This window comes from Synechococcus sp. PCC 7335 (assembly GCF_000155595.1).
GTDB lineage: Bacteria > Cyanobacteriota > Cyanobacteriia > Phormidesmidales > Phormidesmidaceae > Phormidesmis.
In genome coordinates this window covers 2,153,323-2,170,522 of the sequence record NZ_DS989904.1, presented here as the reverse complement: position 1 = coordinate 2,170,522, position 17,200 = coordinate 2,153,323, and the positions used below count along the sequence as shown (strand labels likewise).

Annotated in this window: 3 protein-coding genes; 1 reads left to right on the top strand and 2 read right to left on the bottom strand. The window is 46.9% G+C overall.

The window, feature by feature from the left end; all coding sequences use genetic code 11:
• Positions 1 to 52: 52 nt before the first annotated feature.
• Complete coding sequence (locus tag S7335_RS09440) at positions 53 to 7,948, top strand: tandem-95 repeat protein (RefSeq protein WP_006457450.1); 7,896 nt, start codon at positions 53 to 55, stop codon at positions 7,946 to 7,948.
• 274 nt (positions 7,949 to 8,222) lie between these two features.
• Here the strand turns inward: S7335_RS09440 and S7335_RS09435 are convergent, their stop codons facing one another.
• Together S7335_RS09435 and S7335_RS09430 are read right to left on the bottom strand one after the other, a co-directional pair.
• Entirely contained in the window at positions 8,223 to 10,985 is a 2,763-nt protein-coding gene (locus S7335_RS09435) for a tandem-95 repeat protein (RefSeq protein ID WP_006456953.1), read from the bottom strand.
• A gap of 2,711 nt (positions 10,986 to 13,696) precedes the next feature.
• A complete protein-coding gene (locus tag S7335_RS09430; protein WP_006454252.1) occupies positions 13,697 to 16,012 on the bottom strand; it encodes a cadherin-like domain-containing protein in 2,316 nt (771 codons plus the stop codon).
• Positions 16,013 to 17,200 lie beyond the last annotated feature (1,188 nt).

The following is a 17,200-nucleotide window of genomic DNA, read 5'->3' as shown; positions in this document are numbered from 1 at the left end:
ACGCACTGCCTAATGCTTACCACCCTCTTTTGTTCTCTCCAAGAAAGTTGCCATGTCGTCTCATACAGATACCTCAGTTGCATACGAGCAGTTCATGTCTCCCGAGTCTTTGTATCTTCCGGAGACGAGCCAAGATATTGTCGGGCAACGTCAGGTAGGACCCAACGCGCTTTTGTTTGTCGATACAGCTATCGATGACTACCAAAGTTTGGTCTCCAATATAGCTCCCGTAGATAGCACAGTCGTACTGCTAGACTCTACCAAAGACGGTGTCGCTCAAATCAGCGAAACGATTGCGCAGTACGCCGCTCTCTCTAGCGTTCAGATCTTCTCCCATGGCAGCTCAGGTAAGATGCAGCTAGGGGCAACCGAACTTAGCCTCAGTACCTTAGAAGGCTACCAGGACGAGATCACAGGATGGAGTCAGACTTTAACCGATGATGCCGATATCCTACTCTATGCCTGTAACCTAGCAGCCGGAACCGAAGGCGGTGAGCTGATAGCAACGCTCGCTGAGCTGACCGGAGCGGATGTGGCCGCTTCTGACAATCTTACTGGCAGTAGCGCTTTAGGCGGAGACTGGCAGCTCGAAGTTAGCACCGGTAGCATCGAAACAGGTCTTGCCCTTCAGGCTCAGGCAATAGCCAATTACACCTCAGTACTAGCATTACCCCAGAATGGCGTTGTCCTACACCTAGAAGCAGACAGCGGCGTTACGACTGATAGCGATGGCATCGTCACTATCTGGAACGACCAGTCTGCGTCTGGAAACGACCTAGCTGGCTCTGGAGACCCCCGTTTAGTCACGGGTGAACTCAACGGCCACGACGTTGTTCGCTTCGACGATGCAGGAGATAAGCTAGAGCGGATCATGAACCTAAACGATCTGCCTGGCGGCAACGCTGATAGAAGCGTCTTTATGGTGGCTAAGTACAATAGCGCTGGCTACGGCGGATTTGCTTATGGCGACGATGATTTCAATCAGACCTTTGGCCTGATTGTCGATCCGCTAGGCGAATTGGTCGTTCAGGGTTGGGGCAAAGGAAACGATCAATTTACCGGGAGTGCTGGTACAGGGCAAGGATGGCTTTCTCAAGCTGCCATCCTAGAGTCCGGTACCCTCAGCCACTTCAAGAACGGTGCCGTTATCGATGTTGCTAGTCACGACTTCAACACTGACCTGCAACAGCTAGTGTTAGGCGCCGAGATTGATAGTGCGCCTTACGTTGATATGGACGTTGCTGAGATCATCGTCTACGACCGCGCGCTATCGGAAAGTGAGCAAAACGATGTGCAAGACTTCCTGGCTCAGAAGTACGGCCTGGAGACTGTTCGCAACGACTATATCGTTCAGACCAACCCCGAGTTTGTCAACGAGCAGGTAGTAGGTGGGCTAACACTGCCGATTGATTCGGTCACGTTGCCAGATGGTCAGATGCTCGTACTTGAAAAGGGCGGGGCAGTCAAAATTCTAGACCCGCAGGCAGCAAACCCGGTTGCCGCGCCCTACCTTACTCTGAACAACATCAACACAGCTGGAGAGCGGGGTCTTATCTCTATCGCGTTGGATCCTAGTTTTGAGGCGAATGGCTTCTTCTACCTCTACTATGCCTATGACGCTCAGCCTAATGTTCAAAATCCCGATATACGCTTTCGTATCTCTCGGTTTGTGCATGATGTAGACCATGCTCACGTCGAAGAAGAAAAGGTAGTCTGGGAAGCAAATGAAGACATCATTGATAGCAACCACTATGGTGGTAGTTTTGGGTTTGGCCCAGATGGCTACCTCTATATAGCTACAGGAGATATCTTTAACGACCCGGCTTCTGCTCAAGATCTAACTAGCTGGGCTGGAAAGGTCATCCGCCTCGACCCTTCTGGTGTCGATGGACCAGGCGGTGAGTGGGTGCGCGGAGGTAACAACGACCACCTCATTCCGGACGATAACTTCGGCGTGCTCAACGACCCTAACGACGATATCCTCGACGAAATCTGGGCCTACGGACTACGTAATGCTTTCCGCGGTGGCTGGGACCTAGGCGGAGAGCCTGGTAGCGAACGCTTCTATATCGGCGAAGTCGGTGGTAATGACCAAGCAACGGCCATGGAGGACTTGCATGTCGCAACCGTTGCCGACAACGGCGCAAACTTTGGCTGGGACGGCTCAGTCGAAGGCTTCACCGGTAACCCTGCCTTCAGCGACCCTCTCTATTCTTATAATCATGCCGGCGCGAGTCCCAACGGTGGTGCCATTGTTGGCGGTACGGTCTATCGAGGTGACCTCTACCCTAGTATCTTCGAAGGCGCTTACTTCTTCGCCGACTATGTTCAAGGTTGGATTCGCTATCTTCAGTTCGATGACAATGGCAACATCATCGATGCAGTCCCAGGGACCCCTGAAGTAGATGCCTTCAACTTCGATAATTCAATCGGCGGTCTAGTCTCACTGCGAGAAGGGCCAGAAGGCGCACTCTACTACACCGACCTTTTCAGCGGTCAACTACGCCGCATCGCCTACAACGGCAGTGGCAACCTAGCACCAACTATCACCACCGCTAGAGCTAATACTACAAGTGGTGCGCCAGACCTCGCGGTCACCTTCACCGGTGCTGCTATCGACCCAGAAGATGACGAGCTTAGCTATCTTTGGGACTTCGGGTTCGATGGCGATGCTGACGGGATGAACGATACCAGCACAGACGCTAACCCAACCTATACCTACACTGACAACGGGGCCTATACAGCCAGGCTGACTGTCTCCGATGGTATCAACACCACTAACTCTGAACCGATTCAGATTGCGGTGGGTTCTGCGCCAGTAGTGAACATCACGACTAACCAAAGTAGCGGTTTCTTCAGGGCAGGCGAGACGCTGACTGCAACCGCAACGGCTACTGATGATGGGCCTCTAGACGAAAGTAGCTATGAGTGGGACGTGCGGTTTATCCATAACGCTCACTTTCATACAGAAATTAGCGACCATATCGGCTCTAGTGTTAGCCACGTCGTCGAAACGACAAACCATGACTTCTCAGATGCTACTGGCTTCGAGTTCTCAGTGACCGTCACTGATTCAGATGGACTACAAACCACAGAAGTAATCTCGCTTTTCCCCGAGAAAGTGGACCTGACGTTCAACTCCAACTTACCTGGCGGCGGTATCGACCTCACGCTAGATGGGTTTGCAAGAACCGGTCCTTTTATCTACGACACGGCTATCGACTTCGAGCATACGATCGCCGCGCCTGAAGTCGTCGCCGTTGGCGGAGACATCTATACATTCGATAGCTGGTCTTACGGTAGCGACACCGACTCGGCAGAGCAGGTCATTACCGTGCCTGATGCTAACCAAACCATCACCGCGAACTACATCAACAACGGCGCAGCGCCCCTACCTAGCGATGGATTAGTCCTTCACTTGGATGCGAACTTGGGTGTAAGCACTGATGGCGATACTGTCACAGAGTGGACCGACTTATCCGGCTCTAATAATGATCTAAGTGGATTAGGCGATCCGACACTAGTCACAGGAGCGCTCAATGGACAGAATGTGATTGAGCTTGATGGTGACGGCGATCAGCTCTCTCGAACACTTGCGCTCAACGGTTTACCTGATGGCAATGCAGATAGAAGTCTGTTTGTTGTTGCCAAGTATGACGGTACTGGCACAGGCGGGGTTACCTATGGCGACAATCGAACGAATCGTGCTTTTGGGGCTGTTGTAGATGGCGATGGAACACTACTAGCGCAAGGTTGGGGAGGGGCTAACGACTTCGATAGCAACGTTGCTGGTACTGGCGAAGGCTGGTTACTTCAGGGGCTCGTACATGAAGATGGCACATTAAGCCATTACAAAGATGGCGTGCTAATCGACACTCAAGCTCATGCATACAACACTAGAGTGATCGGTGGCGACGGTTTGGTTATTGGATCAGAGATTGATGGTGCACCATTCGTCGATATGAATGTAGCAGAAGTCATTATCTACGACCGGGCACTTTCAGAAACTGAGCAGCAACAGGTTCAAAGCTATCTACAAGACAAGTATTTCGGGTCTACAGATGGTCAACCAGTCGCTGCTCTTGATAACGCAACCACTACTGCAAATGTGCCACTGTTGATTACCGAAGCTGAATTGCTAAGCAACGATGAGCTAGGCGATACCCCAACAACCATCACTGATGTCGATACCCTCAGTGCCAACAACGGCACTATTGTCGACAATGCTGATGGCACTTACACCTACAGACCAGCCGATGATTTTGTTGGTCAAGATACTTTCAACTACACCATTACGGACATTGACGGTGATACTAGTAGCGCTGTAGTGATAGTCGAGGTGAGTGCTGCTGATAGCCAGCCAATAGCAGTGGATGATAGCGCAACGACTGGCGAAGGCAACGCGATTACTTTGAGCGAGATCGCTCTGCTAAACAACGACAGTTTGGGCGATGAGCCAACCACTATCACTGCTGTTGATACTACGAGTACTGAGGGCGGCGTGATCGTTGATAACGCCGATGGCAGCTATACTTACACACCCGCTCCTGGCTTCGTTGGTATCGATAGCTTTGACTACACCATTGCCGATACCGACGGCGATAGTAGTACCGCCACAGTCAGCGTAGAAGTCGTCGACTACCTACTAGACCTCAGTGGCTATACGGTTGAACTAGTCGAGAACAAGCCGCGCCGAGTCATCGAAAACGGCTTCGTCTTCGATGCCACTGCTACCGGTGGTCCTAGCGCTCACTTCCATCAGCCCGGCACCCCAGCGTTCCTAACCCAGCACAACGTCGGTGGTAACGGTGTGCAGATTAACTTTGTCCTGACTCGTGCCGATGGCTCAGCCTTTAGCTTCGAACGCTTCGACTACACCAGCGGTCTACACTTCAACGGTGATGTCAACGCAGGCTTCACGGTTACCGGTACGCTAGCTGACGGGGGTGAGATTAGTCAGCGCTTTGGTCCTGCAACGAGCTTAGATATGTTCGAGACAGCGCTACTCAGTGGAGAAGGCTGGCAGAGTGTGACGGCAGTCAGGTTCTTAGGCGATCGCATTGCCACTAGCGAGACGGACACCATCACCCAAGAGCTCAACCTTGACAATCTGGTCATCAGAGGGCTTCAACCCGTCGCCGTAGATGATACAGCGACAACTGATCAAGACATTCCACTACTGATCAGCAAAATAGCCTTACTGAATAACGATAGCCCTGGTAACGGTCCTATCACACTTATTGAAGTAGACTCGACTACGTCCAACAACAGTACGATTGTTGACAACGCCGATGGCACGCTTACCTACACCCCAGCAGCAGGGTTTATCGGCACTGATACTTTTAACTATGTGATTACAGATGCAAACGGCGATATCAGTGTCGCTACTGTCACAGTAGAAGTGAAAGAGACTATAGACAATCAGCCCCTAGCGGTTGCTGACAGCGCGACTACAGAGCAGGATGTAGCTGTCGTGTTGAACGCAGTTGACTTGCTCAGCAATGATGATTTAGGTGATGCACCAACAACCATCACTGCTGTCGATACTGCAAGTGTCAGCGGTGGAGCGATTGTCGACAATGCCGACGGAACCTATACCTACACACCAGCTAATGGCTTTATTGGCCAAGATACTTTTGACTATGTCATCACAGATGCGGACGGCGATAGTAGTACAGCAACGGTATCAGTAAACGTTGTTAAAAGTAGTAGTCTTCCCTTAGGTGGACTTGTTGTTCGCTTAGATGCGGGCACTGGGGTAACAACCGACGGTAACGGCGTCGTTACCCAATGGAGCGATCAGTCCGGCCTCGGTAATGATGTTCTAGGCTCAGGTAATCCTACGCTATTAACGGGTGCCCTAAACGGACGTGACGTTATTGAACTTGACGGATCTGGTGATACGCTCACTCGGTTGTTGAATCTTAACGGCTTGCCAACTGAGAACGCTAACCGCAGCCTGTTTATCATTGCTAAGTATGACGGCTTTGGATATGGCGGTGTAACTTATGGTGACAACCGAAAGAATCGCGCCTTTGGAGCAATTGTTGATTCTGACGGTAGCTTAGGCGTTCAAGGTTGGGGCACTAGCAACGATTTTGATAGCGGTGTTGCAGGGACCGGCAGTGGTTGGCTGATGCAGGAGGTCATACATGACAACGGCGTCATGAGCCACTACAAGGACGGTATGCTGATTGACTCACAGGTACATACTTATAGAACAGACGTTGCTAACGGTGAAGGACTATTCATCGGCTCTGAGCTAGACGGTACGCCTTTTGTTGATATGAACATTGCTGAGGTCTTGATATATGACCGTGCACTCTCTGATACCGAGCGTCAGCAGGTAGAAGGCTATCTTCAAGACAAATACTTTGGTTCTGTTAATGGTCAGCCAGTTGCCGGCGATGACACGGCTGTCGTGGATACCGGTGGCGCCGTTAATATCAACGTACTGAGTGACGATAGCTTCGGAACTGATGGCCCAGGGACTAATGCGATCACACTGAGCACTCTGGCAGCCAATGGGACAGCTACCCTAAATGATGGTGGCACACCCAATAATCCTGTTGATGACACGATTGACTATGTGCCAGATGAAGGATTTGTCGGTCAAGATAGCTTTGCTTATACCATCACAGATGCGGATGGTGACACGAGTACAGCTAATGTCACGGTCGAGGTAACCAATAGCAATCTTCCAGTCAGCGGGCTAGTCGTCCATCTAGATAGCGCCATTGGAGTTACTACCGACAGCAGCGGCGTTGTCACCGGCTGGGCCGATCAGTCCGGATCTGGCAACGATCTTATCGGCTTTGGTGACCCGATGCTCGAAACAAACGCACTTAATGGTCACAGCGTAATTAAGCTTGACGGCAGTCAAGACAAGTTGGCCAGAGTACTCTCACTCAATGATCTCCCCGAAGGTAATGCAGAGCGTAGTCTGTTTCTGGTAACTAAATACAACGGCAACGGTATTGGTGGCGCAACCTATGGCGACAACCGCCGTAATCGAGCCTTCGGTGCTGTTACAGATAGTGATGGTACGTTGATGGTTCAAGGTTGGGGAGGTATGAATGACTTTGACAGCAACGTTACTGGTACTGGTGACGGCTGGCTACTCCAAGAAGTGGTGTATGACGGCAACACACTTAACCACTACAAGAATGGCAGTCTAATCGATACGCGAATACATACCTACGCAACTGATGTAGCTAATGGTAATGGGCTCGTGATTGGCGGAGAACTTGATGGTACGCCTTTTGTTGATATGGAAGTTGCTGCGCTGCTCATCTACGACCGAGCACTGTCTGAAACTGAACGGCAGCAGGTAGAATCCTACCTTCAGGGTAAGTATTTCGGGGTAAGCAATAGTCAGTCTACTGCGATCACCGATGGCGCTAACACCGAGGCAGATACTGCGGCTGTGATTACAGAAGCTGAGCCACTAATCAACGACGGTCTAGACCTCAGCAGCTATACGGTTGAACTAGTCGAGAACAAGCCGCGCCGAGTCCTCGAGAACGGCTTCGTCTTCGATGCCACTGCTACCGGTGGTCCTAGCGCTCACTTCCATCAGCCCGGCACCCCAGCGTTCCTAACCCAGCACAACGTCGGTGGTAACGGTGTGCAGATTAACTTTGTCCTGACTCGTGCCGATGGCTCAGCCTTTAGCTTCGAACGCTTCGACTACACCAGCGGTCTGCACTTCAACGGTGATGTCAACGCGGGCTTCACCGTTGTGGGTACGCTAGCTGACGGGGGTGAGATTAGTCAGCGCTTTGGTCCTGCAACGAGCTTAGATACGTTCGAGACAGCGCTACTCAGTGGAGAAGGTTGGCAGAGTGTGACGGCAGTCAGGTTCTTAGGCGATCGCATTGCCACTAGCGAGACGGACACCATCACCCAAGAGCTCAACCTTGACAACCTAATTGCCAAAGCTCTTTAAACCGCAACCATAGTGATCTCAATACTGCCGTTGAAATCACTATGGTTGTATTTGCCTGGAGCACAGAAACTATAAAAAAATTCCTACCGTGAGTTCTTTCACGGCAGGAATTTTTGGTGGATTGTATGAACTATTAATGGACTATGGCTCGTCTACAAGTACATTTGCACATTCACATCTGCACATTGCTGCATTCAAAAACAGCTAAAGACAACTGCCTATCGCCATCATAGTTTCATCCACCTATGTGACGGCTACGAACCGACGTCAGCGACTAAAAACCACCTTGTGTATTGGGAAGCGTATCGAAGCTAATACCCATGACATTAAAGTCAGAGTTATTTTCGCCATAGCTTTTACCAATAGGAGATCCTTGTCCATAGCCAAAGCCAGTTGCTTCTATGACTAGCTCAGCAATTGGCTTTGACGTATCAATCTCAATCGGGTAAGAGCCATAGCTACCGTTAAACTTCTTATCCTTGCCCAAAGTGCTGAGTTCAGGACCGATCAAACCATCGCCTATCTTCTTTCCACCGGCACCATACGCTGTCCACTTGCCGGTTTCATCGTTACCGTTCTTTCCTTCGTTGAAACCCAGCATGCCTACTTTCAGTTCAACGTTGTCAACCAATGTGTCAAACTTTAGTCTTAACTTTTCGCTAACGCCCCTCAAACTACCATTTTTTGCATAGTAGTCGATTTGACTCCACCGATCGTTGGTACTAGAGACCCCAAACCCTTTGTCAGCAAACTGAGTATCGTAGACAACTTTCGCACCAGACCCATTCAATCCAATCGCTGAGAGCCGGACACTGCCACCCCAAAGGTTAGAACCGATAACATTTTTATTGGCGGAAAGGTTAACGCGCTTACCAACTAGATCGTTAGGTTCCTTAGGAACGACAACAGGTGGCTTAGGAGCGACAACAGGTGCCTTCACTTTGACGTTGACGGTAGCAGTACTTTTGTCTCCGTTAGCATCTCTAATTGTGTAATCAAATGTATCAGTGCCGCCAAAGTTTTTATCTGCGACATAGCGAATGACATCGTCGTTAGGATTAGACGTTCCCTGAGTTTTGATACTCACACTACCGTGATCTGCTGAGCCAACAGTGACAAGACCCCCAGCTCCGTCACCGCCAAAGCTATCATTTCTCAATACATCAATATTCACGCTCTTTCCAGCGTCCACTGATGCACTATCTTTAACAGCTTTCGGCTGATCATTAACTCCCTTAACGTTGACTTTCACAGTCGCGCTACTGGTATCGCCATCAGCGTCCTTGATGCTGTAGCTAAAGCTGTCTTGACCGAAGAAGTTTGCTTTAGGAGTGTAGGTATAAGTGCCGTTGCTGTTCTTGGAAATTTTGCCGCCCTTGTTGCTGTTGTTCGCCACAGAGGTCAGTGTTGTCGGTCCATCACCTAGCGTATCGTTGCTTAGTAGATCCTTGGCTTTTAGCACTAACGCATTGTCTTCACTAGTTGAAAGGCTATCATTAACTGCATTCGGCTTCTTGTCGGTAACAACAGGTGGTTTAACAACAGGCGGTTTAGCAGGTTTATTGATAGGTGGTTCAACAGGAGTGAAAATAGGCGGTTCAACAATTGAAGGCTTTGTGACCTTGACTTTGACAGTAGCTGTACTAGTGTCACCGTTCGCATCGGCGATAGTGTAGTTGAATCGGTCTGTTCCAGTGAATCCTTTGTTTGGAACGTATCGAATGAGATCATCTAACGGATTTCCAGGAGTGCCTCCTTTCCGAATAGTGGCAGTCCCATTCGAGGCATCACCTATCACAAACTGGTTCTTGCTAGGGCCGTCAGCACCGAAAGAGTCATTTGCTAAGACATCGATATTAATCCCTTGATTTGCCTTTGTTGAGACGCTATCAGCGTCGGCACTAGGCAAACTTTCAGGTGGTTTAGATGGCTTAGAAGGACTAACACCTTTAACACGCGAATAGGTAACACTTTGCAGATTGAAATCAGAATTGTTGCTTTTACTAGCCGTTCCGGTGCCATTACCGTAGGCAGTAGCAAGGATTTCTAGGCTTGCAATGTCTTTATTAGAATCAATCTTAAAGCTGTAGGTATTATCTCCTAACTTCTTGCTTGAGCGTGGATCTAATTTTCCACTAGCTACTAAATTCTTCTTAACATCATAAGCTTTCCATTTCCCCGTTTCCGGTAGATTTCGCCATTCGCTCGTTTCCATGCGGCCTAGGGCAATATTGACACCCCGCACGCTGCCGTTGAAGTTAACTTCAAGTACTTCACTCTTTCCAGACTGGGCATCATAATCAATCTGGTTATCGTAACGGTTGCCTGCAACAGCGATGCCTCCCCAACCCACAGTAGTACGACCTTTAGATCCATCGGCTTTGTAGCCGGCTACCTTAACACCGTCTCCCCACATCTTATACCCTAGGCCATTTCCCAAAGAAGCCTCAGTGGCTTGCAAGGTAATAGGAGCGGAAACTTTGGGAGCAGTGATAGATTGCATGAGCGTCTTATCTAGGCGGGTGTAGGTCATATCTTGAATGCTAAACTCAGAGTCATTTTTCAAAGCCTTATTACCTGTTGAGGCAGTGGCTTCTAGCGTCAAGCGGGCGAATTTTTTGTTGGTTGCGATCGCCAACTGATAGCTGGTTTTGCCTACCTTAGTTGCTGTCGAATAGTCGAGTGCTCCAGAGGCAACCAAGCTGCCATCAGTGGAAAACGCTTTCCAAACACCCAAATTAGTAGGATCCTGTTGCGAAGATACCCAGCCAAGCGTCAAGCTTGCTTGCTTAACGTTTCCACTAAAGTTGATTTCTAAACGTTCACCAGCGCCCTGGGTTGCATCATAATCTACTTGATTGTCGTACCGGCCTCCAACAATTCCAAAGCCACCTGCTTTACGGTAGCTAACTCGCGCACCAGAGCCATTGAAGGAGTAGGCATTTATCGTGACATCATCTTCCCAACTCTGGATGCCAGTGGAGCCATCCAAGAATTTAGGAGAAGCTTGAATTGTGGTAGGAACTTGATTGCTCATAAAATTTCCAAAAAAGGTTGTTAGTTGATGAGACGAATGTGAAGTAACTGCAAAAAGCAACTGAAAATCAGCAAACAAGCGATAGCTGAGTAGACCATCCTCGGATTCAAGGATGGAACTTAAAAATTGTGCTCAACCACACTTAAATTAGGCACTCCAAAGGTACCGAGCAACACAACCTTTAGGTATGCTGAACAGCAGCCAGTAGTCAAATAAGGAACATAGTCACAGTAGAATTGCTTTAAAGACGCACCGATAAGAAACTAGCCTTCTTTCTCAAAAAGAAGGTCTTCTGTTGCCATAGAGAGGTAAAAAACAATAGGAGCGTGCGTTGAATAATCACTGAGAACTTATGCTAGTGGAACTGTCTGTGAGAGAAGCAAGCATAGCCGTAGTTGCCAGCAATCCCAACGACAGAGATAAACTATAGATAGTCGGCCTCTAACTAATTCTTATCGCTTGGATAGCCCTGTCAATTCATATTCAGCGCAGCGTATTACTTGTTTTTCGTGAGTTTTCGATCATCTTCTACGTATATCCGCCAAAGGCATTACGGGATATATTACTGGTAGATGCGAGGGCATTGTTGATGCAGACTACATTTTTAAGTAGATGAGAGCTATCTATCACTATGTATGTCAGTGAGACGCCATTAATAAGCTGACAAAAGCAAATAGCTAAGGCCGTGAAGTCAGCTCTGATGACGTAGATTTTCAGTGCAAGATTACAGCCTCAGTGTTAATAGTTTTTGACTGTATTGCACAGCCAGAAACACTAACGCCTTGTCTCGAGCGAGAACATAACGATGGTACCTCTATTCAACTGAAAGTGAAGGGAGTATGAATATTGAAATCTTTAAGCCTGTGAAGATTAAAGATTAGTATAAGTTATCAGGAACAATATTTACCGAATATTTCACCAATTCACTCTGTTTCTGATCACAAAAGATGCACTTTTATGGTAAAGGAAGAAATATGAGAATTCAAGGCTATTTATCCTCGACAGAGCACATATCTAGCGATGAAATAGCGATGAAGTCCTGTCAATCAACGCTCACAAGCCTTATCTTCCAAACTTAACTTTCTTTGCGGGGCTTTAATATCGCAAAGAAAATCAATCTGACTATAACTTAACTTGATTCTGTTCTAAGTAATAAAGAGAAGATTTTAGCTTCATATAAAATTTATACTTTTCTATACGCGTGGTGACAATCTGTTGTTGTGGGTATTATATGAGGCTTTAAAAGTATGATAGCTTTATATTCTCGCATCCGAATATTAAACATACGAGAAGCTGGGTTATCTGAAGCTGAGTAATTTAGCGTGCGTCAGACTAATTTAGTAGGTATTCATTCTTACTAAGGAAAAGTATTAAGCAGCAAGCAAGCGGTACTTGTTCGGTTCAGTATCTGGCAAGAGTCGATACCTGGTGGAAGGTGGAATATTTTATAAAACACCTTTGTAAGTATAATTACTCTGTCGAACGCGCTGCCTGCGTTCGTTCGCTAGCTTTAGAACGACATTAAATGAAAAGGCTAGTAAGTTTGAGCTGAGCAAGAAACATAGAAATAGCAAGAAACATAGAAATACTGTTGGCCATGGTCAAGAATACTTCTACTAGTGCTCCTAGTTTTGAGGAGGTTACAGTTTTTTTTAGTCACCTACCACCAGCGACTAATTGAGGTGATCTCCTAAGCCCTCACTAAGAGCGCAGGTGGTATATCAGGTGCCTAGGTATGGCAGTCAGTTATCAAATCGCTACGTACAGGATGAATGAATAACTATCTAACCTGAGTTCGGGATAAGGAATTGCTTCAGTTGATTGACTTCAGGGGCTTCTAGCAAAAGGCTACAACCAGTGAGGTATCAATAAACCCAAATAATTGAGAATTCTCTCGTTTTCTGAAGCTTATTGAGAACTCGCAACACTGAAGATTGAAAGCAATCACCTGAAACTCCTGTCAAATAGTAGTTTCAGGTGATTGCTTATCCCGAACTGACGTTATCTAGGAGTCTTGGCAAAATCAACCGCAAATACCTAGGGTTCAAAGATAGTTGGTGTCGGTACCATTAGCTAAGTAGCGATCACATAGTCTAGCTCGAAGACTCGAAAAATCGTTGTCGGCGCTTATAGTACGGCGCTAGTTTAGATTGCTCTGGAAAGGCAATCGACAATTCGGTTGGGTTAACCGTTCTGATATGAAACGCCGCTATAATAAACCCGTGAGCAAGCGGTGATGTATACCAACGAACACTCCCTCAATAGCTCCTGGGCTCCTATCTAGGAAAAACATTATTAATCTGTTCAACATTCAATGCTTCTCTATATCAAACACATCCTAGGCATCACCTGGCTTGCTAAGACTACTGACCTAGTACTGATAGTCTAGAACAATCTGAGCTGAAAAGAGGAAAGTGTAAAAAGTGGTCGAAGCCGTAATACTGACCCTTGAGTAAGTTGTAGGAATCGGCTAACTAAAAGAATTGATACCTAACGGCGCTCATCAGTTCTGAAGGTTTACCGAAACTGATGACTACGGCAGAAAATAGGGTTGCTTCTAGCTGACTAGCTTCAGCGTAAGAACCTTAATGTAGCTTAAAGCATGAGGCTCACTACCTTTGCTCAGAGAGATACAATTTTCTTCCATGCTTTTGTTGTAACTTAGAATGATTTCTTGTTACTAAATTCAGTGCTGATAACGTAGCTAGCGACTAGAAGCCTCCTTGAGTTCCAGGGAACATATCAAACTCAATGGCGGTGATATTAAAATCAGAGTTGTTCTCTCCATAATACTGTTGGGTAGGAGCGCCCTTACCATGACCAAAGCCTGTTGCTTCGATCACAATCTCGGCAAAAGGTGAAGGTGCATTGATTTCGATAGGGTATTGGCCGTAAGTGTCAGGAACTTTTATGCCTGCTCCCAAACTACTTTTATCGGGTCCGATTAAGCCTGTTTTAACCTTTTTGCCGTCCGCATCTAGCGCGGTCCATCTACCTGTCTCATCAAATCCACTATTGTCTTCATTGACGCCTACCATCCCAACGGTCAGCACTACGTTACCAATAAGGGTGTCAAAGGCTAGATTCAGCTTTTCGCTACCTTTTTCTTGGTAGAAATCTATCTGTTTACCACGGTCCTTAGGGCTAACCACTCCAAATCCTTTGTCTCTTTTTAGATCGTAGTAGGAGACTTTAGCTCTGCGACCATCGAAGCCACTAGCTGATAGTCGTACCTCACTGCCCCACTTTTGGGTTGAGGTTGTTCCATCTAGGTAGGTCTCTAGCGCTTTTAAGTGAACTCTCCTAGGCTCTGTTTGGAAAGTGGTTGACTTTCGCGGATTGACCTTAACCTCAACTTCTGCTGTACTAGTGTCTCCATCAGCGTCTGTAACTGTATAACGGAAGCGATCAGTCCCAGTAAATTTTGGGTTTGGAAGATAGGTGAGAAGGTCATCAGTAGGATTCTTGGGTGTGCCGTTGTTGTCTACCTTGGCTGTACCATGAGCGGCCTTACCGACTAGAATCGCACCAAGAGAAGGACCGTCTCCTCCGAAATCTGGCGATATCTCAATATCTACACCCTTTCCGACATAAGTCTGAGCGAAAGTGCCTAAAGCTTTTGGCAGATCATTGGTAGGCTTTACTTTCACACTGACGCTAGCGCTACTGGTCTTGCCATTCGCATCGGTAATGCTGTACCTAAAACGATCCTGACCAAAGAAATCTGCCGCAGGTTTATAGCGATACTTACCGTTTTTTTGTTGAACAATCGAGCCGCCTTTAGCGCTCCGTGAATTGATTTTGGTGAGGGTTGTGGGGACATCACCTAAATAATCGTTATTCAAAAGCGAGTCAGCTGTGAACACCAAAGAAGTATCTTCGTGAACAGTTATGTTGTCACCTTTCGCCACTGGTTTATTATTCGTAGTTACACCTTCTTCGCTAGTCTTGACCCGGGAATAGGTCATACTCTCTAGTCTAAAGTCGGAGTTATTACCCTTGTACTGTGTGCCACTACCATTGCCGTAGGCAGTAGCTTCTATAGTCAATCTTGCAATGTTTTTCTGGGTAGCAATTGCAAATTGATAACGTCCATCACCTAGACGTTTAGCGGCAGTAGGATCAAGCTTTCCTACAGCGATTCGCCTGCCATCAATGCCATAGGCCCGCCATAAGCCAGTTTCTGGCAAACCTTTTCCATCATCTATCTCCATGCTAGTAAGCACAACGCTGAGTTGGCGAACAGCCCCACCAAAATCAAGATTCAATCCTTCGCTTTTGCCTAATTGTGCGTCGAAGTCAATTTGATTGCTGGTACGCCCCCCTCGAACAGATAGCCCACCCGATTTCTTTTTGAGAAGGCTATCGGTGCCGTCAGCGTTGTAGCCTGTAATCTCTACATTGTCGGTCCAGGCTAAACGGCTTCCCTTATCTTTGATCACAGCATGCTTGACCAGTAGAGTTTCAGCAACGGCTGGGTTACAAATCGCTTTATTCATAGTCTGAACCACTCGGTTATAAACAACATTTTCTAGGCTGAAGTTGGCGGTGCTGATAGGGTGGGAATTGGTCCGATCGATAGTGGCGGCAAGTGTGAGGCGCTCGAAGGGTCTATCTGTTGCAACCTGAAACTGATAGCTATGAGATCCTTTTGATTTCGCCTTCGAAACGTCGAGCTTTCCACTGGCAACTAAGCTGCCCTCTGTACAGAAAGCTTTCCAAATGCCGATCGAGTGAGCTGCTAACTGCTCTATACGACCTAATGTCAGGTAAACTTGTTGAACATTGCTATTGAAATCAATCTCGAACTGCTCGCTGGCTCCTTGCGCAGGATCGTAGTCCACTTGATTGTTGTACTTAGAACCAACAATACCCAATCCTCCTTCTCGGCGATAGCTGATTGCTGCATTAGAACCATCAGCCGAAGAGGCTTTGATGGTGACATCGTCATCCCACTGTTGAATGCCATTGCTCCTGTTTGCAACATTAGGAGAAGCTTTCAACATTGTTGGAATTTGAGTAGGCATAAAGTCCTTACGAAAGGTTGTCAATCAGGAGAAAAAGTGTTTTGATGTATGTAACAGCACTTGATAGAGCTGATTCTAGTTTTGTAATTAGTGAGTACAACTGACAGATTCTAAAAGTGCTAAAGAAGTGCTAGATTCACTATCTCTGCGTGTATCTTGCATAGCACCATTATGGAGATTGAATTTCCATTAGGAAAGTAGGGGCATTGAGAAATGGATCAAAGCCGCTGCTACAAAAGTGATTTAGTTAGAATTTAAGAGAGATAGGATTAACGAAGTTCTTTCGCTAATAAAGATAGTTCGACCTAAACACATTCATTAAGAACAAAGATAGTGACCTTGGATTTAGCAATTATCAGTTTCTTTATAGTGCTTTCTACTAAGGTACGAGCTGACTTGTTCTTTGGCATATGGGATTCTTCTAAGTGTATTTATTGAAAAACTTAGAGGAACCTTTTGATGGCAAATAGAATGTAGATATCTACAAAGCTACATCTACTAAGTTAAGTGAGTCGTCTTGGGTTGGCTGTTACAGTTAGGTGATTACAGATGTAAAGCAGCTAATGAATGCAGATTTCAGTGCAAGACTACAGCCTTGAGATAAATAGACTTTAGCCGCATAACGCAGCTATCGACTCCGAGCGCTTATCTCTAAACTCGAATATAACGATATTACTCTGTTCGATTGAAAATGCAATAAGTGTAAGTATCGAAATTTTCAAACTAAAAAAGCTCAAATCTTTAACGAACCTTTCAGGAATAACTCGCAAAAATGTTCTGCTAGATTCGCTGGCATATAAGAACAATCGGTTTTCTAGCAAGATTGATTGTTGAAGGAAGAAAGCACTTAAGGGTGAGTGCTCGAAAGCTTTTACTGAAGCCTTGACTCTAGGAGCTACAGCTTTCGTAAAGTTGCTTAGGGTATGTCATCGGGTAGAACCCTTACAGCTCAATAGCTAACTCTACCAGCAAAGTAAGGATACATCCCTACTTTGCTGTACCAACTGCGTCAGCATTTATAGCAAGCGTCGGTTTGCCTGCTGCACGTAAAGGTTCTAGCGGTTGCTAATGTCGTAAGTGAAGTGAGCAAGGCTATAGTATTGAGAGAACGTCTTTGACGAGGGGAAAACACCAGTACATAGCATTCATTGTTGAGTCAAACGAATATTCAGCCACTGATATTCACTT

Coding starts and splice junctions, on each gene's coding strand:
- S7335_RS09440 (WP_006457450.1), top strand. CDS start 53: ATGTCGTCTCATACAGATACCTCAGTTGCATACGAGCAGTTCATGTCT.
- S7335_RS09435 (WP_006456953.1), bottom strand. CDS start 10,985: ATGAGCAATCAAGTTCCTACCACAATTCAAGCTTCTCCTAAATTCTTG.
- S7335_RS09430 (WP_006454252.1), bottom strand. CDS start 16,012: ATGCCTACTCAAATTCCAACAATGTTGAAAGCTTCTCCTAATGTTGCA.